This is a genomic window from Enterobacter sp. JS8-1 (genome assembly GCF_049187015.1).
In the GTDB taxonomy this organism is placed as follows: domain Bacteria; phylum Pseudomonadota; class Gammaproteobacteria; order Enterobacterales; family Enterobacteriaceae; genus Enterobacter; species Enterobacter mori.
Map to the genome: position 1 here is coordinate 1,028,440 of NZ_CP185805.1, position 18,062 is coordinate 1,046,501.

The 18,062-nt window shown below is 55.1% G+C and carries 19 protein-coding genes; 14 read left to right on the plus strand and 5 right to left on the minus strand.

From position 1 onward, the window contains the following. Positions 1 to 98: 98 nt before the first annotated feature. Complete coding sequence (locus tag ACOQH0_RS04770; protein ID WP_010427988.1) at positions 99 to 335, plus strand: DUF2754 family protein; 237 nt, start codon at positions 99 to 101, stop codon at positions 333 to 335. Here ACOQH0_RS04770 and ddlA read toward each other — a convergent pair. Further along, on the minus strand, positions 332 to 1,432 hold the full coding sequence (ddlA, locus tag ACOQH0_RS04775) for a D-alanine--D-alanine ligase (RefSeq protein ID WP_010427989.1): 1,101 nt from the start codon (positions 1,430 to 1,432) through the stop codon (positions 332 to 334). The two genes, ACOQH0_RS04770 and ddlA, sit on opposite strands and share 4 nt — an antisense overlap. Positions 1,433 to 1,534: 102 nt before the next feature. Here ddlA and ACOQH0_RS04780 point away from each other — a divergent pair, with 102 nt between their 5' ends. From ACOQH0_RS04780 to adrA, 6 genes are all read left to right on the plus strand, one after another. Then, complete coding sequence (locus ACOQH0_RS04780) at positions 1,535 to 2,218, plus strand: extensin family protein (RefSeq protein WP_421511649.1); 684 nt, start codon at positions 1,535 to 1,537, stop codon at positions 2,216 to 2,218. Between the two features lie 169 nt (positions 2,219 to 2,387). Beyond that, positions 2,388 to 3,602, plus strand: a complete 1,215-nt coding sequence (locus tag ACOQH0_RS04785) for a multidrug efflux MFS transporter (protein ID WP_421511650.1) — start codon at positions 2,388 to 2,390, stop codon at positions 3,600 to 3,602. 206 nt (positions 3,603 to 3,808) lie between these two features. Then, on the plus strand, positions 3,809 to 4,069 hold the full coding sequence (iraP, locus tag ACOQH0_RS04790; RefSeq protein WP_010427994.1) for an anti-adapter protein IraP: 261 nt from the start codon (positions 3,809 to 3,811) through the stop codon (positions 4,067 to 4,069). A gap of 99 nt (positions 4,070 to 4,168) precedes the next feature. After that, entirely contained in the window at positions 4,169 to 5,584 is a 1,416-nt protein-coding gene (gene phoA / locus ACOQH0_RS04795; protein WP_421511651.1) for an alkaline phosphatase, read from the plus strand. A gap of 92 nt (positions 5,585 to 5,676) precedes the next feature. After that, positions 5,677 to 5,997 (plus strand): phosphate starvation-inducible protein PsiF, encoded by a 321-nt coding sequence (psiF, locus tag ACOQH0_RS04800; protein ID WP_126817385.1) that lies wholly within the window; start codon positions 5,677 to 5,679, stop codon positions 5,995 to 5,997. A gap of 102 nt (positions 5,998 to 6,099) precedes the next feature. Next, positions 6,100 to 7,203 (plus strand): diguanylate cyclase AdrA, encoded by a 1,104-nt coding sequence (gene adrA, locus ACOQH0_RS04805; RefSeq protein ID WP_407586191.1) that lies wholly within the window; start codon positions 6,100 to 6,102, stop codon positions 7,201 to 7,203. 16 nt (positions 7,204 to 7,219) lie between these two features. On the opposite strand, the gene proC is transcribed toward adrA, so the two are convergent. Continuing rightward, positions 7,220 to 8,029 (minus strand): pyrroline-5-carboxylate reductase, encoded by an 810-nt coding sequence (gene proC / locus ACOQH0_RS04810; RefSeq protein ID WP_089599254.1) that lies wholly within the window; start codon positions 8,027 to 8,029, stop codon positions 7,220 to 7,222. Between the two features lie 105 nt (positions 8,030 to 8,134). On the opposite strand from proC, the gene ACOQH0_RS04815 reads away from it, so the two are divergent. The 5 genes from ACOQH0_RS04815 to ppnP all read left to right on the plus strand — a co-directional run bounded on the left by ACOQH0_RS04815 (position 8,135) and on the right by ppnP (position 10,773). Next, entirely contained in the window at positions 8,135 to 8,593 is a 459-nt protein-coding gene (locus ACOQH0_RS04815) for a YaiI/YqxD family protein (RefSeq protein ID WP_010428006.1), read from the plus strand. A 145-nt stretch (positions 8,594 to 8,738) separates the two neighbouring features. Then, on the plus strand, positions 8,739 to 9,263 hold the full coding sequence (aroL, locus tag ACOQH0_RS04820; protein WP_010428008.1) for a shikimate kinase AroL: 525 nt from the start codon (positions 8,739 to 8,741) through the stop codon (positions 9,261 to 9,263). Positions 9,264 to 9,307: 44 nt separating this feature from the next. After that, positions 9,308 to 9,499, plus strand: coding sequence for a protein YaiA (gene yaiA / locus ACOQH0_RS04825; RefSeq protein ID WP_010428011.1), 192 nt, complete (start codon positions 9,308 to 9,310; stop codon positions 9,497 to 9,499). Positions 9,500 to 9,736: 237 nt separating this feature from the next. Continuing rightward, positions 9,737 to 10,414, plus strand: a complete 678-nt coding sequence (locus ACOQH0_RS04830; protein ID WP_172701348.1) for an AroM family protein — start codon at positions 9,737 to 9,739, stop codon at positions 10,412 to 10,414. Between the two features lie 71 nt (positions 10,415 to 10,485). Next, complete coding sequence (gene ppnP, locus ACOQH0_RS04835) at positions 10,486 to 10,773, plus strand: pyrimidine/purine nucleoside phosphorylase (RefSeq protein WP_042716688.1); 288 nt, start codon at positions 10,486 to 10,488, stop codon at positions 10,771 to 10,773. 48 nt (positions 10,774 to 10,821) lie between these two features. Here ppnP and rdgC read toward each other — a convergent pair whose 3' ends face one another. Further along, on the minus strand, positions 10,822 to 11,736 hold the full coding sequence (rdgC, locus tag ACOQH0_RS04840) for a recombination-associated protein RdgC (RefSeq protein WP_010428018.1): 915 nt from the start codon (positions 11,734 to 11,736) through the stop codon (positions 10,822 to 10,824). A 123-nt stretch (positions 11,737 to 11,859) separates the two neighbouring features. Between rdgC and mak the strand changes: the two genes are divergently transcribed. Continuing rightward, a complete protein-coding gene (gene mak / locus ACOQH0_RS04845) occupies positions 11,860 to 12,765 on the plus strand; it encodes a fructokinase (RefSeq protein ID WP_421511653.1) in 906 nt (301 codons plus the stop codon). Between the two features lie 65 nt (positions 12,766 to 12,830). Here the strand turns inward: mak and sbcC are convergent, their stop codons facing one another. Then, positions 12,831 to 15,962, minus strand: coding sequence for an exonuclease subunit SbcC (sbcC, locus tag ACOQH0_RS04850; RefSeq protein WP_421511655.1), 3,132 nt, complete (start codon positions 15,960 to 15,962; stop codon positions 12,831 to 12,833). Further along, positions 15,959 to 17,164 (minus strand): exonuclease subunit SbcD, encoded by a 1,206-nt coding sequence (gene sbcD, locus ACOQH0_RS04855; RefSeq protein ID WP_421511656.1) that lies wholly within the window; start codon positions 17,162 to 17,164, stop codon positions 15,959 to 15,961. The genes sbcC and sbcD overlap by 4 nt, the downstream gene beginning before the upstream one ends. A gap of 187 nt (positions 17,165 to 17,351) precedes the next feature. On the opposite strand from sbcD, the gene phoB reads away from it, so the two are divergent. After that, complete coding sequence (gene phoB, locus ACOQH0_RS04860; protein ID WP_010428026.1) at positions 17,352 to 18,041, plus strand: phosphate response regulator transcription factor PhoB; 690 nt, start codon at positions 17,352 to 17,354, stop codon at positions 18,039 to 18,041. The last annotated feature ends 21 nt before the right edge of the window (positions 18,042 to 18,062 follow it).

The following is an 18,062-nucleotide window of genomic DNA, read 5'->3' on the forward strand; positions in this document are numbered from 1 at the left end:
CTTAAGTGAAATTGCGTCGCGTTTCAGAATTTCCGCATTCGCCACAGACCCGGCCATAAAACTGTGAGAGGATGTCTTTTTTTCCTGCCGGAGTTGTTATGAAACTCACGTCCAAACTACGCCGTGACTGGCATTACTACGCCTTTGCTATTGGGCTGATCTTTATTCTTAACGGTGTTGTGGGGCTATTGGGGTTTGAGGCAAAAGGCTGGCAAACCTATGCCGTGGGGCTAGTCACCTGGGTCATCAGTTTCTGGCTGGCAGGGTTGATTATCCGCCGTCGCCCTGAAGAGACGACAGCGGAAGAGACGGAAACGGTGAAGAAAACCGATTAACCGTTTACGGAGCTTTTAAGGGCGCTGTCAGCGGCGTGACGCTCCAGCGCCAGTTCGATCAGGCGAGTGATGAGTTCCGGATAGCTCATTCCGCTGGCCTGCCACAGTTTCGGATACATGCTGATGTTGGTGAAGCCTGGCAGCGTGTTGATCTCGTTGATGACCACGTCGTTTTCCGGCGTCAGGAACACATCAACGCGAGCCATACCGCAGCAGCCCAGCGCCTGATAAGCTTCTACGGCGATCGCGCGGATCTTATCGTTGATGACCGGATCGATAACCGCAGGTACCACAACCTGCGCGCCTTTATCATCAATGTATTTGGTATCGTAAGAGTAGAAATCGCTGTTCAACACCACTTCACCGCAGGTGCTCGCCTGTGGGAAATCATTCCCCAGCACGGCGCACTCAATTTCGCGGCCTTTGATACCCTGTTCAACCACCACTTTGTGGTCAAACTCAAACGCCAGGCGCACGGCGTCGGTAAATTGCGCTTCGGTGGTGACTTTGCTGACGCCAACGGAGGAGCCCTGATTCGCCGGTTTGACGAACAGCGGCAGGCCGAGCTGGCTGGAAATCTGCGCGAAATCGAATTTTTCGCGGTTGGCGCGGGTGAGCGTGACGAACGGCGCAATATTCAGCCCGGCATCGCGCAGCAGACGCTTGGTGACGTCTTTGTCCATACAGGCGGCGGAGCCCAGCACGTCGGAGCCGACAAACGGCAGGTTCGCCATGCGCAACATCCCCTGCAAAGAGCCGTCTTCGCCCAGCGTGCCGTGCACGATAGGGAAAATAACGTCAATCTGAGCCAGCGCCTGCGCATTACCGGCGTTGATAAATTGCCCCTGAACCAGGCCTGGTACGGTCGCGACGCTGGTTTCTGAAGGATTAAGGGCGATGTGCGCCGGATCGTTAGCATTGATCAGGTACTGGCTGGCATCGTTAACATGCCACTGACCCTGTTTATCAATACCCAGCAGCACCACGTCGAAACGGCTTTTATCGATCGCATCGACAATATTTTTGGCCGATTGCAATGACACCTCGTGCTCTGCTGATTTTCCCCCAAAGACAATCCCTACGCGCTGCTTTGCCATCTCACTCTCTTCCAGTCTGTCGAAAAGCCAATAACATACCACGATGCCCTGCGGGTTTCGCGGCCTTCTGCCATAATGTTTTGGGGTTATCGTGGGGGGCGCGTGAAAGGAAAAAGTCTGCTAACCGTTTTGATTATTGTGGCTGTCGCAACGGCGGGTTACCGCTGGTTGCCGTCTCATTACAACCCTTTTACGCCGCTTACCCTTGACGATCCTCCCGGAAAAATCACCCAGTTTAAGCTTCGGCGCTTAACGCCGGAGGCCTGCGAACGCTTGTTAACCGAAGCAAATCAAAGAGCGCTTATCCGCACGCAGCCGGTGGCTGACAGCGCGGGAGCATGCCCGCTCAGTAACGTGGTGCGCGTGAGTAACTTCGGTCCGGTCAGCCTGAACAGCAGTTTTCTGGCCAGTTGCCCTCTGGCATTAAGCTCTGCGCTGTTTGTCAGCCAGCAGGCCCGACCGCTGACGAAAAGCTGGATGGGCAGCGAGCTTACGCGCATCGACCACCTGGGAAGCTATGCCTGTCGTAATATTTACGGCCGCCCGGATGCGCGTCGCAGTGAACATGCCACGGCAGAGGCGCTGGACATCAGCGCATTTCGGCTGACAAACGGTGAGCGGATCACCATTCTGAGGGGCTGGTCGTCGGCTAAAACCCAGCCATGGCTTCAGGCTCTGCTGGCGGCGAGCTGTGGCTATTACGGTAACGGTCTGGGGCCTGAATATAACGCGGCCCACGCTAATCATTTCCATCTTGGGATGCGTGGCTTTGGCCTGTGTCGCTGAAGCATAATCTTTCGTCAGAAAATGGATAATTTGTGACTTGTTTCACAAATATGATGACTGGGAAGATAAAACACTAAAGTCAGCAAGGCCGCATCTCTGGTGCGACGTCAACGCGCGTAACTTGCTAATCTGTCGGCGAATTCGCCTAAAAATGAAGACTATTTCTGTTATGGAATCCTGGAAAGTTAACCTCATCTCGGTCTGGTTCGGCTGTTTCTTTACCGGACTGGCCATTAGCCAGATTTTACCCTTTCTGCCGCTGTACGTGTCTCAGCTGGGGGTGACCTCCCATGAAGCGCTCTCTATGTGGTCAGGGTTGACGTTCAGCGTCACGTTTCTGGTTTCGGCCATCGTCTCGCCGATGTGGGGGAGCCTGGCGGACAGAAAAGGCCGCAAGCTGATGCTGCTGCGTGCATCCCTCGGTATGGCGATCGCCATTTTGCTTCAGGCCTTTGCCACCAACGTCTGGCAGCTGTTTATCCTGCGGGCAATCATGGGGCTGACTTCCGGGTATATTCCCAACGCGATGGCGCTGGTGGCCTCGCAGGTGCCGCGTGAACGTAGCGGCTGGGCGCTGAGTACGCTCTCTACCGCGCAGATTAGCGGGGTCATCGGCGGTCCGCTGCTGGGGGGCTTCCTCGCGGATCACGTGGGGCTGCGCGCGGTATTTTTCATCACCGCGATACTGCTGGTGATCAGTTTTCTGGTGACGCTTTTCCTGATCAAAGAAGGGGGCCGTCCCGTTGTCAGCAAATCAGAACGCCTGAGCGGCAGGGCGGTCTTTGCCTCGCTGCCTTATCCCGGCCTGATGATCAGCCTTTTTGTCACCACCATGGTGATCCAGCTGTGTAATGGTTCCGTCGGGCCTATTCTGGCGCTGTTTATCAAGTCGATGGAGCCAGGCAGCAATAATATCGCCTTTCTCGCGGGGTTGATTGCGGCGGTGCCTGGCGTGTCGGCGCTGATCTCTGCGCCGCGGCTTGGCAAACTGGGCGACAGGATTGGCACGGCGCGCATCCTGATGGCCACACTGATATTTGCGGTCATACTCTTTTTCGCTATGTCGTTCGTAACGACCCCGCTTCAGCTTGGCGTTCTGCGCTTCTTGCTTGGTTTTGCCGATGGAGCCATGTTGCCCGCCGTGCAAACACTGCTGGTGAAATATTCCAGTGACCAGGTCACCGGGCGTATTTTTGGTTACAACCAGTCGTTTATGTATTTGGGCAACGTCGCCGGTCCGCTTATTGGTGCATCCGTTTCCGCGATGGCCGGTTTCCGTTGGGTATTTGCCGCGACGGCAGTGGTGGTGTTGATAAATATTATCCAGCTGGCTATTGCACTGCGTCGTCGCAGACAATTAGCGGAGGCAAAAGGAGCCCGTTAACTCTGGGGATGTATTATATATTTTTATGGCTGCCGCTTTTTTATATAACAAAAAGCGGCCAGTTGTTATAGAAAAACGTTTCGCTACGGTGCGCGCTACGCTATTTTTGACGTAACGTCACTTTTGCATAAGATAATACTTTTCTCCTCTTTGCATAAATCATTGAGAGTGCTAATTTCAGGAAAAACCCATAAGGAAATAGCACCATGAAGAATCTCATTACTGAGTTGTTGGTTAAGCTTGCACAAAAGGAAGAAGAGTCGAAAGAATTGGTCGCCCAGGTTGAGGCACTGGAAATAGTCGTCACCGCGCTACTCAGACATATGGCTTCCCAGGATCAACAGGCGTTAATTGACAGCATTGAAAGCGCGCTGGACAACGCCAAACCTGATTCACAGGTTCCACCTGAGGACGCCGAAATGCTCCATCAATACATAAAAAAGCTGTTAAGGCATCCGCGCAGCTAAACTGTCACAATGCGTGACGGGCTGTCATAGAAATGTCATGCCGGTTGCCTATAGTCGCTCTGTTTTTATTTTTATGTATTTGTACATGGAGAAAATAAAGTGAAACAGAGCGCGCTTTTTATCGCATTAATCCCACTGTTATTTGCCCCCGCTATTCACGCTGAAACCGCGAATATGAACGTCCTCGAACATCGTGCTGCGCAGGGGGATATCACCCAGCCCGGTGGTGCGCGCCGTCTCTCAGAGGATCAGACTGCCGCCATTCGAGCTTCTCTGAATGAAAACCCCGCTAAAAATATTATTCTGCTGATTGGCGACGGAATGGGGGATTCCGAAATTACGGCGGCGAGAAATTATGCCGAAGGGGCGGGCGGCTATTTTAAAGGCATCGATGCGCTGCCTCTGACGGGACAATATACCCATTACTCGCTGGATAAAAAAACCGGTAAACCGGATTACGTCACGGATTCAGCCGCATCAGCAACGGCGTGGGCAACCGGTGTGAAAACCTATAATGGTGCGCTGGGCGTCGATATTCACGAGAAAGATCATCAAACCATTCTGGAAATGGCGAAAGCGGCGGGGCTGGCAACCGGCAACGTCTCTACCGCTGAGCTTCAGGATGCCACCCCGGCCGCGTTGATGTCGCACGTGACCTCGCGTAAATGCTATGGCCCGTCGGTGACCCGCGAAAAATGTCCGACCAATGCGCTGGAAAACGGCGGTAAAGGCTCGATTACAGAACAGATGCTGAACGCGCGCCCTGACGTGACGCTGGGCGGTGGGGCGAAAACCTTTGCCGAAACGGCGACGGCCGGTGAGTGGCAGGGTAAAACGCTGCGCGAGCAGGCGCAGGCGCGCGGCTATCAGCTGGTAAGCGATGCGGCTTCTCTGGCGGTGATTACCGAAGCAAACCAGGACAAACCGCTGCTGGGACTTTTCTCTGACGGCAACATGCCGGTGCGCTGGGAAGGGCCAAAAGCCTCTTACCACGGCAATATCGATAAGCCAGCGGTGACCTGTACGCCAAACCCGAAACGGAATGACAGCGTTCCTACGCTGGCGGCGATGACGGACAAAGCCATCTCTCTTCTGAGCAAGAGCGAAAAAGGCTTCTTCCTGCAGGTAGAAGGGGCGTCAATCGATAAGCAAGACCACGCGGCGAACCCGTGCGGGCAGATTGGCGAAACGGTGGATCTCGACGAAGCGGTGCAAAAAGCGCTCGAGTTTGCGAAGAAAGACGGTAACACGCTGGTGGTGGTCACCGCTGACCACGCGCATTCCAGCCAGATTATCCCTCCCGATACCAAAGCACCGGGTCTGACGCAGGCGCTGACGACCAAAGACGGTGCCGTGATGGTGATGAGCTATGGCAATTCTGAAGAAGAGTCTATGGAACATACCGGCACACAGCTGCGCATCACGGCGTACGGCCCACATGCTGCGAACGTGGTGGGTTTGACTGACCAGACCGATCTGTTCTACACCATGAAGGCCGCTCTGGGGCTGAAATAAGTTCGTCACCCGGCGGAAATCGTGGCTGCCGGGTGGTATTTTCCCCGTCACGAACCAGACTTAGAGTGGAAATTCACATAAAGGATAGTGCAATGAAAACGACAATACTGGTTACCTTACTCTCAGGCGTGTTCTTGATGGCTTCTGCGCATGCGGAAGAAAAGACTTTAACGCCCCAACAGCAGCGTATGACAACCTGTAATCAACAGGCGACCTCGCAATCTCTGAAGGGAGATGCCCGTAAGACCTACATGAGCGACTGCCTTAAAAACGGTGCCTCGAAACCGGATGAAAAAAGCCTGACGCCGCAGCAGCAAAAAATGCGCGAGTGTAATGCGAAGGCAACCGAGCAGTCCCTGAAAGGGGATGACCGCAGTAAGTTCATGAGCGCCTGTCTGAAGAAAAAAGTGTAGTTCTAACGGGTGAGTTGCCGTCGCGGCTCACCCGAAATTTCATACTTTCCCCGAAATCCCCCTCTCTATAATTTGGGAAAATGTTTCAGAATATTCCCAAAAATGATGAATGATGAAATCTATTACAACAAAGAGAGCATTCAGGAAGAGTGGAATAAACATCTTTCTCAGGATGACTCACACCGCTCCGGGATACGATTCTGCCGGCGGATCCGGCTGGCGCGCGTGGTGGGGCTGGCAGCCATGTTTTTCCCGATTGCGGGTGTGCTGGTTACCCATTTTCTCCCAGGAGGCTGGTGGTTATTGTTGGTGGGGTGGGCCTTCGTCTGGCCACATCTCGCCTGGCAACTTGCCTGCCGCTCATCCAAACCGTTTTGCAGTGAAATCGTTAACCTGAAGGTAGATGCAATCATCGCCGGTGTCTGGATTGGCCTGATGGGCCTGAATGCGCTGCCCACGGCGGCGCTGATCATGATGATCGGCATGAATATGATGGGATCAGGCGGTTTTCGGCTGTTTATTGCCGGTATTATCATTACCTTGTTTTCCGCTATGGTCACGCTGCAGCTGAACGGCAGCATGATTACGCTTTATTCTGAGCCGCTGGAGTGGTGGCTGACGCTACCGGTTCTGATGCTGTACCCGATGCTGTTTGCATGGGTCAGTCATCGGACGGCGGTTCGGCTGGCTGAGCATAAACGGCGGCTTGAGCTAATGAGCACGCGCGACGGGATGACGGGGGTGTTCAATCGCCGCCACTGGGAAACGCTTTTGCGCAATGAATATGAGCAATGCCGTCGCAGCCATCAAACGGCGACAATATTGCTCATCGACATTGATCACTTTAAGAGCATTAACGATACATGGGGCCATGACGTCGGCGATGAAGCGATAGTGGCTATCACCCGCCAGCTGCAGTTGACGCTACGCTCGTGTGATTTTATTGGCCGTTTTGGTGGCGATGAATTTGCCGTGATTATGTCCGGTACGCCTGCGGAAAGTGCTATTGCCGCGATGTCCCGCGTACACGAACGTCTGGTCAACATGCCGCTACCCGGAGCCCCTTCAGAAAGGATCCGTATTAGCGTCGGGGTTGCCCCCTGGGGACCGCAATTCGGACACTACCGCGAATGGTTAAAAGCAGCAGATATTGCCCTCTATAAAGCGAAAAATGCCGGACGAAGCCGCACCGAAGTGGCAGCCTGACGCCCGGCTCTGTTTATCAGGATTTACTCAGCTTCTCTGATTTTTCCATGCATTTTGCCATTGCCTCGATGACGGCAGCACGGAATCCGCGCTCTTCCAGCACGCGCACGGCTTCAATCGTTGTGCCGCCCGGAGAGCAGACCATATCCTTCAGTTCACCCGGATGTTTACCCGTCTCCAGCACCATTTTGGCTGAGCCCATGACGGCCTGCGCGGCAAATTTATACGCCTGCGCGCGCGGCATACCGCCCAGCACCGCAGCATCCGCCATCGCTTCAATAAACATAAAGACATACGCGGGGGCCGAACCGCTTACGCCGACAACCGGATGGATCATCGCTTCAGAAATGACTTCTGCCTCACCGAAGCAGCGGAAAATGTTCAGGACATCCGCCACGTCTTCGGCGGTGACCAGCGCGTTAGGGGTGATAGATGTCATCCCGGCGTTGACCAGAGAAGGGGTATTTGGCATTGCGCGGACGATTTTACGGTCGTGACCGAGCGCGCGAGCCAGCTGGTCGAGCGTCACACCGGCGGCAATGGACACCACCAGCGTCTCTTTATTCAGGCTGGAGGTGATATCGCTCAGCACTTTGATCATGATATTCGGCTTCACGGCACCAAAGACGATATCCGCGACCTGGGCGACGTCCTGTGCGCTTTCGGCGGCGTTGATACCGTACTCATCATGCAACGCCGCGACTTTATCCGGTGATGGGGTATAGACCCAAATCTGTCCCGGCAGTACCTGCCCGCTGGCGATCAGGCCACCCAGGATGGCTTTGCCCATGTTACCGCAGCCGATAAACCCGATTTTCTTGTCCATCACGTCTCTCCGTTATTATGCGTTGTTATCTCTGATTGATAGGCTTATAGCTTAACAACGAAAAGCAGGCGACAATAGCCGTCAATGCGATACAAGGGTGACAATATGGCGATTTGGGTTGATGCGGATGCCTGTCCGAATGTGATTAAAGAGATTTTGTTCCGCGCCGCCGAGCGCGTGCAGATGCCATTAACGTTGGTGGCGAACCAGAATATCCGCGTGCCGCCTTCCCGGTTCATCCGCTCTTTGCGCGTACCGGCCGGGTTCGATGTGGCGGATAACGAGATTGTGCGTCTGTGCAGCGCCGAGGATTTAGTGATCACGGCGGATATCCCCCTGGCCGCAGAAGTGCTGGAGAAAGGGGCGGCAGCGCTGAACCCGCGTGGTGAACGTTATTCGCCGTCGACCATTCGCGAAAAGCTCACCATGCGCGATTTTATGGACACCATGCGCGCCAGCGGCGTGCAGACTGGCGGGCCTGATAGCCTGTCTCAGCGTGACCGTCAGCAGTTTGCTGCCGAGCTGGATAAATGGCTGCTGGAAGTGAAGCGCCGCACGGCGTAATGATAACCATTGTCAAAATGTGGTACAGTGTGGCCTCCACAGGGTTGTCATCCCGTACCGCTTTGCAGTAAAGTAAACGCAACATCTTCTGCAATCATTTCTTTACAGTCTTCAGCCTTCCGGCATCAAGGGGAAACACCTGGTTATGAACCCACCCATCTTTTTAGTTGGCCCTCGTGGCTGTGGGAAAACCACCGTTGGCCTGGAACTGGCGCGCGTGTGCCAGAGTCAATTTGTTGATACCGATCACTGGCTTCAGGAACATGCGGCTCAAACCATCGCAGAGATTGTCGAAAAAGAGGGCTGGGAGAGCTTTCGCGCGCGTGAAACCGCCGCGCTGGAAGCGGTAACGTCACCTGCGACTATCATTGCAACCGGCGGGGGCATTATCCTGGCGGAGTACAACCGGCAGTTTATGCGCGAAAAAGGGATTGTGATTTATCTCTGCGCGGCGGTCTCTACCCTGGTTGGACGTCTTGAAGCGTTTCCGGAAGAGGGGCAGCGTCCTGCGCTGACCGCGAAGCCGCTCAGCGAAGAAGTGAGTGAGGTGCTTGCGGAACGCGATGCGTTATACCGCGAGGCGGCACACCACGTTGTGGATGCCTCGGCTTCACCTGAAGAGGTTGTTATTCAGATTATTACCGCCCTTCGTTTGGCCTGCGCCAGCTAACTGCCGTCTATACTCATAGCTCAGATATAAAAAAAGGATGAGCTATGCCAACCAGACCTCCCTATCCGCGTGAAGCACGCATTGTTACCGTTGAAAAAGGTCATGCCGACCACACCGTAACCTGGTATCAGCTGCGTGCCGATCACCCCAAACCCGATTCGCTGATCAGCGAACATGAAACCGAACAAGAAGCGCTGGATGCGAAACGGCGTTACGAAGATCCCGATAAGTCCTGATTAAATTCCTAAACCACGCAAAACCGTGCCTGAATCACACTTTTAACGCATCGTGAATGTTAAGCACGGGTTAATATTTAGTTATTACAGGGTGATTCGGCATGGGCCTGGGATCTTTACATTTCGGTGCAGAGATCCCCTGCTACGCTTGGTGCTGTTTTGTTGAAAAAACGAACGGTGCAGCGTAGTGAGCCTGTACCTGTGTAACGGTTGTGGTAGTAATGGAAGGCGATCAAAATGAAGGCGACATTGGCGATCCTCACTATTGGTGTGGTCCCTGTAAGCGAAGTATTACCGCTCTTAACCGAGCATGTCTCTGAGCAACAGATCGCTCATCTTAGCCTGTTGGGTAAGATGAGTCGTGAAGAGGTCATGGAAGACTACGCGGTGGATGAAGGGGAAGATCCCCTCGCGACGTTATTAAGTGACGGTAAACTGGCGCATGTGTCACGCCAGAAAATCGAGCGCGCGCTTCAGGGTGTTATTGAAGTGCTCGATAATCAGGGTTATGACGTCATTTTATTAATGAGCACCGCACCGATAACAGGACTGGTTGCGCGTAATGCGATTTTGCTGGAACCGATGAGAATTATTCCGCCGCTGGTGGCCTCGATTGTCGACGGTCATCAGGTGGGAGTCATTGTTCCCATCGAGGAACTGATGGATAACCAGGAGGCAAAATGGCAGGTGCTGGAAAAAGTCCCGCTTTATGCGCTGGCTAATCCGTTCTGGGACAGTGAAGCGGCGCTCATTGCCGCAGGACGGGAGCTGATGGAGAGAGGTGCGGATGTGTTGATTCTGGACTGCCTCGGCTTCCATCAGCACCATCGCGATTTACTGCAAAAAGCACTCGATATACCGGTGCTGTTGTCCAATGTTCTGATGGCGCGTCTGGCGTCTGAATTACTGGTGTAATGATTTTGCGTGACAGGCCATGAGCATGGCCCCTATAGTGGATTTTTATCTATAAATATAAGGGCCAGTTCATGCTTCAAAGTAACGAATACTTTTCCGGTAAAGTGAAATCCATCGGTTTTACCAGCAGCAGCACTGGCCGCGCCAGTGTCGGCGTTATGGCGGAAGGGGAATATACCTTTGGCACTGCGGAAGCAGAAGAGATGACGGTTGTTAGCGGCGCGCTGAACGTCTTACTGCCGGGTGAAACGGAATGGAAAGTTTACGCTGCCGGGCAAGTATTCAACGTCCCTGCCCACAGTGAATTCCATCTGCAGGTTGCTGAGCCTACCTCTTATCTGTGCCGCTATCTGAAATAAAAAATAAGCCGGGTGGCGCTAACGCTTACCCGGCCTACGTTTTGTCTGTTATCTCTGCGCTTCGCCGCCGAGACCTTCCACAAGATTCTGAATCAACGCGGCCAGCTCGCCGGTCATCAGGATGAAGTCCGCGTCAAAACGCTGGGCATAATCTTCCCGGTCGATATCTTCGTTCTGATCGCGCAGCTCGTCGCAGAATTTCAAACGCTTCACCGAGCCGTCATCGCACATCATGAACTGAATGCGCTGCTGCCAGTCGAGTGCCAGCTTGGTCACGACTTTACCCGCTTCAATGTGTACGGCGATCTCGTCGCTCACCAGATCCTGCTTTTTCGCGCGGATCACACCCCCATCTTCCAGCAGGGCTTTCAGCTCTGCTTCATCCAGGATCTGGAAACCTTGCGCGGCAGTCCCGCTGCGTACCCACTCGGTCAGGGTCAGCTCAATCGGCGTTTCCAGCGCCAGCGGAACGACCGGTAAAGAGCCGATGCTTTTGCGCAGCAGGGCCAGCGTGTCTTCTGCTTTCTTGGCGCTGGCGCAGTCCACCATGATCAGCCCGTTTACGGTGTCGATCCACATCATGGTCTGGCTGAAGCGGCTGAACGCGCGAGGCAGCAGGGAGTGCAGCACTTCGTCTTTCAGCGAATCTTTTTCGGTCTTTTTCAGCTTGCGGCCCTGTTCGGCTTCCAGCTTGAAAATTTTCGCTTCGAGCGCCTGCTTGACGACCGGCGTAGGGAGGATTTTTTCCTCTTTACGCGCACAAACGATGATTTGACCGGTGCTGCTGGCGTGGGTCAGGGCATCGCTTTGTGAACCCATTGGCGGAACCCAACCGGTTTTTGCCATATCCTGGCTACCGCAAGGGGAAAAGGTGTAAGCGGCTAACTGTTTTTCCATCTCTTCTGCACGCAGCGAAACGTCGCGGCTGAGACGGTAAACCATCAAATTTTTGAACCACAGCATGATAATTTCCACGGCCTTGTCGTTAAATCAGCGGGCATGATAACGAATTGTCGCATCGCTTGCATTGCTAATCGGGTAGGCGGCTTCTACTCTGTTGATAATCAAAATAATGAGGAGTCTCTTGTGCGTATTGGGATCGATTTAGGCGGCACCAAAACTGAAGTGATTGCGTTGAGCGAGCAGGGGGAACAGCTGTTTCGCCACCGCTTGCCTACGCCGCGTGATGATTATCACCAGACTATCGAGACGATTGCCCGGCTGGTCGAGATGGCCGAGCAGGCAACAGGGCAGACGGGCAGCGTTGGAATGGGGATCCCCGGGTCGATCTCGCCGTACACCGGCGTGGTGAAAAACGCCAACTCTACGTGGCTCAACGGCCAGCCGTTTGATAAAGATTTGAGTGCGCGTCTTAAACGCGATGTGCGTCTGGCTAACGATGCCAACTGTCTGGCGGTATCGGAAGCTATCGACGGTGCAGCTGCAGGCGCCCAGACCGTTTTTGCGGTCATTATCGGTACCGGCTGCGGCGCGGGTGTGGCCTTCGGCGGTCGCGCCCACATTGGTGGCAACGGCACGGCGGGCGAGTGGGGGCATAATCCATTGCCGTGGATGGACGAAGACGAACTTAACTATCGCGCGGAAGTGCCGTGCTACTGCGGAAAGCAGGGCTGTATCGAGACCTTTATTTCCGGTACGGGGTTTGCTACGGACTACCATCGCCTGAGCGGGCAGCCGCTGAAAGGGAATGAGATTATGCGTCTGGTTGAAGAACAGGATCCGATCGCAGAACTGGCGCTTAGCCGGTATGAAATGCGGCTGGCGAAATCGCTGGCGCACGTGGTTAACATTCTCGACCCGGATGTGATCGTGCTTGGCGGTGGGATGAGCAACGTTGACCGGCTGTATGCCACGGTGCCGAACCTGGTCAGGCAATGGGTCTTCGGCGGCGAGTGTGAAACCCCGATCCGCAAAGCGGTGCACGGGGATTCCAGCGGCGTGCGCGGCGCGGCGTGGCTGTGGCCAGAATAAACGTTTTTTCCCTCTCCCCGTGGGAGAGGGCCAGGGTGAGGGCACCAGACCGCACCGCCCCCCATTTATTCCACCGCAAACACCTTATCCAGCCTGCTATACCCCAGCCCGTTTATCTTCTTCACCTTGATCTGCACCGGAATGCGCTCTTTCATCGCTTCAACGTGGCTGATCACGCCGATGGTTTTGCCGGTGGCGTTCAGCGCGTCGAGCGCATCCAGCGCGGTATCCAGCGTTTCGCTGTCCAGCGTGCCGAATCCTTCGTCGAGGAACAGGGAATCGATCCGCGTCTTGTGACTCACTAAATCCGACAGCGCCAGGGCCAGCGCCAGGCTCACCAGGAAGCTTTCGCCGCCCGAAAGCGTACGGGTATCGCGCACCGCGTCCGCCTGCCAGGTATCGACCACTTCCAGCTCCAGCGCATCGCTGACTTTCCGCTGAAGCAGATAGCGTCCGTGCAGGCGATTAAGCTGCTGATTAGCGAGCCAGACCAGATTATCCAGCGTCAGCCCCTGAGCGAATTTACGGAATCGGTCGCCGGTGCTGGAGCCAATCAGGGAATTCAGATAGCCCCAGTCGTCCGCCAGGCGCGCGGCCTCTTCTATTTGCTGCATAAGCGCCTGCTGGTGCAGACGGTTATCGCTGTCCTGCTTGAGCTGCTGGCGGATCTCACCCTGATGCGTGGTGTTCTCACGAAGTTGATGTGCCAGTTGCTGCAATTGCGTTTGTAATGTTTGAACATCGGCGTCCAGCCCTTCCGGGCGCAGCGCCTGATGGTCCTCTCGCTGCCGGGTCGCTTGCGCGGAGAGCGCTGTCGCCTGCTGTACCTGGTTTTCCAGCGTCTGCTTTAGCTGCTCCAGGCGACGAACGGTGTCGGCATCCAGCAGCGCAGAAAGGAACGCGTCTTGATCCTCAAAACAACTTGCCGCCAGTGCCGTGGCGAATTGCGCCTGTGACTGCTGCAAACGTTCGTTCTCCAGCGCCTCCTGCTGTTGCTGCGCGGTAAGCTGACTTTGCAGCGACACGCATTCGTCGTGAGTTTCGCGCCAGTTCGCGGGGATCGCCGTTTCTGCTTCAGTGGCCTCCGTTGCCGGAAGGGTATCGAGCAGCGGCGTCAGGGCGTTAATACGTTCCAGCGTCGCGCCATGCTGGGTCTGTTTCTCCTGCCACTGCGCGTATTCGCTTTCACGTGAGGCGAGCCAGACGGATTCAGTGCCTGCATCCGGAATACCCAGCGACAGCGTATGCAGGGACGTTTCCACTGCCTGACGCGTCGCCGCCAGCTGTTGCTGGTACTGACGTTCCTGTTCTTCCTGCTCGCTAAGCTGGGTTTGTAGGGTCAAACGCTGGCTGAGCTGATAAAGCTGCTGCTCGTAGTGCTCCTGCTCGCTCATCCACGGGGCAATATCCTCCTGAATATTCAGCGTAATATTCAGAGAAGCACACACTTCCAGCCACTCTTTAGTGAGCGCTTGCTCTTCCTGAGAGAGCGCCTGCGCTTCGTCTGTCTCGCGTTGGATCTGCTGTGACAGGGCGTTAACCTGGCCGAGAACTAACAAACCTTCGTCTTTAAGTGCGGCGACCTCTTTAGCTAACTGATCGCGGCGGCGTTGATTTTCACTGAGTTCCAGCGCCTGGTATGCCGTCACGGCCGGATGGGTCGTGGAGCCGCACAGCGGGCAAGGTAGACCGGCCTGGAGTTGAGCACGCTCCGCCTCAAGGCTTTTGATTTTCTCTTCCTGCCTGCAGAGTGTTTCAACGTCCAGATAGTGCTGGTTTTTTTCTTTATACTGCTGGCGGCGCTGTGCCAGCGTTTCATTAAGCGCGACCAGCCCGGTCTGTGCTTTTTGCACGCTTTCGGCGTGCTGGCGCTGACGTTTTTGCAGCGGTTGATAGCGGGCATGGAGAGCGGTCAGGCGCTGGCGCGCAGACCGGGTTTGCGCCCGTTGCTCCATCGCCATTGCGACCTCGTCAGCCGTTAGCGTGAGGGAACTTTCTGGCAGACCCGTCAGCTTATGGCGTAATTCCGTGATGCGCGCAGCAAGCGTAGTGAGCTGATTTTTATCGCGATTTAGCTGAGAGAAGTGAGCCCGCCAGCCTGCAATCTCCTGGCCCCACAGGCGGTACCGATCATGGTCTGTCAGCCACTGTGCCAGTGCCGCCAGTTCTGTCTGTAGCTGTGTATGAGTATGTAAAGCGCCGTTGCGGATCCGCGAGCGCAAGGCAGTTTTTTCCAGTAAGCGAGTATTTACTTCAACAATACGCTGCTTCGTTTGCGCCAGCCGTGATGCCTGTTCTTGCTGATGTTCCCACAGCGGGCGGAGCTGGGACGCGGGTTGCGCGAGCTGGAGCTTTGCCAGATCGGGGGCTGCATCCGTCAGCGCCTGTTGCGTCTGCTGCTGTAAGGTCGTAGTGCGCTGCTGTTCGCGGATAAGCTCCTCGCTGCGCGTAAGCCACTGAAATTCTTTCTGGTGGCTCTGCTGCTGCGCTAGCAGGGTTTTCTCTTCGTCAGTAAGTGCCTGCAAACCTTGTTGCAACTGCTGCTGCTGTTCTTCACTCAACAGGACAACGCCCGCCGCTTGCGCTTCGCACATCTCAAGCGCATTGCGCGCGGCTTTGTGTTTTTCAAACACCATGGCGGAAATCTGGCCGTAGATCTCGGTGCCGGTAAGTTCCTCGAGTAGCTCCGCGCGATCGCTCGGTTTGGCATTCAGGAAGGCGGCAAACTGTCCCTGAGAGAGCAGCATCGAGCGGGTAAAACGGCCGTAGTCCAGCCCGGTAAGTGCTGCCGTTTGTTCCAGTTTATCCGTCACTTTGTCGGCGAGGATTTTTCCGTCCTCGCAGCGTGCCAGCTCCACGCGCGGGGCCTGCAGGTTCCCGTCAGGCTGATTGCGCGCACGGTTCTGGCTCCAGAACGCGCGATAGGCGATGCCCTTTACCTCGAACTCCACTTCAGCCAGGCACTCGGCGGTGTCGCGCGTCATCAGGTCGTTTTGCGCCTGAGAGACCTTTTGCAGTCGTGGCGTTTCGTGGTAAAGCGCCAGACAGATGGCGTCGAGCAGGGTGGTTTTCCCGGCACCGGTGGCACCGGTAATGGCAAATAGCCCGTTGCTGGCAAACGGCTCAGCGGTAAAGTCGATTTTCCACTCGCCCTTGAGCGAGTTCAGGTTTTTCAGGCGCAGGCTGAGAATTTTCATGCGTTTTCTCCCTCATCGCTAAGCGCATGCAGGGTATGCGTGAACAGCTCGTTGAGCCTTACTCGCTTCGCGTCGTCAATCTCTTCCTGAGACAACCGGCGCTCAAACACCTCTTCGACGCGCAGTTCACTGAGCGTTTCACGCTGCGCACCTGACAGAATTTTCTCGCGCTGCTCCCGGCTGCGGCGAACCAGTAAGACCTCGACGGGCAAATCCTCCGTCAGCACCTGAATTTTTCTTTGCATATCATGTAGGTAGTCATCGGTGGTGATTTCGATATCCAGCCAGACGGGCGGAACCTGCTCGACACCACGCCACTGCTCAAGCTGTTCAGTGATGGCCGCCAGATCGCCTTTTAGCACTGCCAGCGGCTGGGTGACGGGTACGTCCAGCGTCTCGACAGCGCTCAGTTTTCCGTCGGTAAAACTGACCAGATGCACGGATTTGGCTTTGCCTGTTTCATCGAAGCTGAGCGAAATGGGCGAGCCGCAATAGCGGATATGCTCGCAGCCGCCGATGATCTGCGCGCGGTGAATGTGTCCGAGCGCGATGTAGTCGGCAGGCGGGAAATTCTGCGCCGGGAAGGCATCCAGCGTGCCGATATAGATGTCACGTACGGCGTCACTTTTACTGGCACCAACGGTGGTGAGATGCCCGGTCGCAATCACCGGGATTGCCGCTTCGCCGCGCAGGGCGCAGGCATCGGTATGCTGCTGGTGATAATAATCAGTGATAGCCTGTAATAAATGCTGTTGCTTTTCGCCGCCGGAAAGTCCCGCCTGGCTTTGTACGATATCGCGCGGGCGCAAAAACGGAATGGGGCACAGCACCGCACCCGGCGTGCCGTCACGTTTTTTCAGGATCTGCGGGGCATGTCCGGCGCTGGCCACCACGGTGGTATTGAGAAACGCCAGAATATCGCGGGATTCATTCAGCGTGGCCACAGAATCGTGGTTTCCGGCGACAATCACCAGATGACAGCCGGTCTGCTGCAGATTCACCACGAAACGGTTATAGAGCTCACGCGCATAGCTCGGTGGGGAACCGGTATCGAAGATGTCACCCGCGACAATAATCGCATCGACGTCATGCGATTGCGCCGTCTCCAGCAGCCAGTTCAGGAAGGCTTCGTGTTCCGCCGCCCGGCTTTTGCTGTAAAAGTTTTGACCCAGATGCCAGTCTGAAGTGTGAAGTATGCGCATAGCTGATCCGTGGCGAAAAGAGTTGATGGCGATTATAAACTCTCAGGGGATGGAAAATAACCGCTGTAATAAAACAACAGTTTGCCATTTATGGTGGTAATGTTTTTCATAAATCTGTCATAAATCTGACGCATAATGACGCCGCATTACAAACTTGTAACTTAAATAAGATAAGACAGGGCAAAGTATGGCGAGACGTATTCTGGTCGTAGAAGATGAAGCTCCAATTCGTGAAATGGTGTGCTTCGTGCTCGAACAAAATGGCTTCCAGCCGGTTGAAGCGGAAGATTATGACAGCGCGGTGAACCAGCTGAATGAACCCTGGCCCGATCTGATTCTGCTTGACTGGATGTTGCCTGGCGGCTCTGGACTGCAGTTTATCAAACATCTTAAACGTGAAGCGATGACCCGCGATATTCCGGTGGTCATGCTGACTGCGCGCGGTGAAGAAGAGGATCGCGTGCGCGGTCTGGAAACCGGCGCGGACGATTACATCACCAAGCCGTTCTCTCCCAAAGAACTGGTTGCTCGTATCAAAGCCGTTATGCGCCGCATTTCGCCGATGGCGGTAGAAGAGGTGATTGAGATGCAGGGCCTGAGCCTTGATCCCACCTCACACCGCGTGATGACGGGCGAAAATCCCCTCGACATGGGGCCTACCGAATTCAAACTCCTGCACTTCTTTATGACCCACCCGGAACGTGTCTACAGCCGCGAGCAGTTGCTGAATAACGTCTGGGGAACTAACGTGTATGTGGAAGACCGGACGGTTGATGTGCATATTCGCCGCCTGCGTAAAGCGCTGGAGCTGAGCGGTCACGATCGCATGGTGCAGACGGTCCGCGGTACGGGTTATCGTTTTTCGACCCGTTTCTGAACAGTGACAGGAGTGTGACGC

What these genes read in the sequence shown, in the direction of transcription:
- ACOQH0_RS04770 (WP_010427988.1), top strand. Translation starts at nt 99, where the DNA reads ATGAAACTCACGTCCAAACTACGCCGTGACTGGCATTACTACGCCTTT.
- ddlA (WP_010427989.1), bottom strand. Translation starts at nt 1,432, where the DNA reads ATGGCAAAGCAGCGCGTAGGGATTGTCTTTGGGGGAAAATCAGCAGAG.
- ACOQH0_RS04785 (WP_421511650.1), top strand. Translation starts at nt 2,388, where the DNA reads ATGGAATCCTGGAAAGTTAACCTCATCTCGGTCTGGTTCGGCTGTTTC.
- iraP (WP_010427994.1), top strand. Translation starts at nt 3,809, where the DNA reads ATGAAGAATCTCATTACTGAGTTGTTGGTTAAGCTTGCACAAAAGGAA.
- psiF (WP_126817385.1), top strand. Translation starts at nt 5,677, where the DNA reads ATGAAAACGACAATACTGGTTACCTTACTCTCAGGCGTGTTCTTGATG.
- adrA (WP_407586191.1), top strand. Translation starts at nt 6,100, where the DNA reads ATGATGAATGATGAAATCTATTACAACAAAGAGAGCATTCAGGAAGAG.
- proC (WP_089599254.1), bottom strand. Translation starts at nt 8,029, where the DNA reads ATGGACAAGAAAATCGGGTTTATCGGCTGCGGTAACATGGGCAAAGCC.
- ACOQH0_RS04815 (WP_010428006.1), top strand. Translation starts at nt 8,135, where the DNA reads ATGGCGATTTGGGTTGATGCGGATGCCTGTCCGAATGTGATTAAAGAG.
- aroL (WP_010428008.1), top strand. Translation starts at nt 8,739, where the DNA reads ATGAACCCACCCATCTTTTTAGTTGGCCCTCGTGGCTGTGGGAAAACC.
- yaiA (WP_010428011.1), top strand. Translation starts at nt 9,308, where the DNA reads ATGCCAACCAGACCTCCCTATCCGCGTGAAGCACGCATTGTTACCGTT.
- ACOQH0_RS04830 (WP_172701348.1), top strand. Translation starts at nt 9,737, where the DNA reads ATGAAGGCGACATTGGCGATCCTCACTATTGGTGTGGTCCCTGTAAGC.
- ppnP (WP_042716688.1), top strand. Translation starts at nt 10,486, where the DNA reads ATGCTTCAAAGTAACGAATACTTTTCCGGTAAAGTGAAATCCATCGGT.
- rdgC (WP_010428018.1), bottom strand. Translation starts at nt 11,736, where the DNA reads ATGCTGTGGTTCAAAAATTTGATGGTTTACCGTCTCAGCCGCGACGTT.
- sbcC (WP_421511655.1), bottom strand. Translation starts at nt 15,962, where the DNA reads ATGAAAATTCTCAGCCTGCGCCTGAAAAACCTGAACTCGCTCAAGGGC.
- sbcD (WP_421511656.1), bottom strand. Translation starts at nt 17,164, where the DNA reads ATGCGCATACTTCACACTTCAGACTGGCATCTGGGTCAAAACTTTTAC.
- phoB (WP_010428026.1), top strand. Translation starts at nt 17,352, where the DNA reads ATGGCGAGACGTATTCTGGTCGTAGAAGATGAAGCTCCAATTCGTGAA.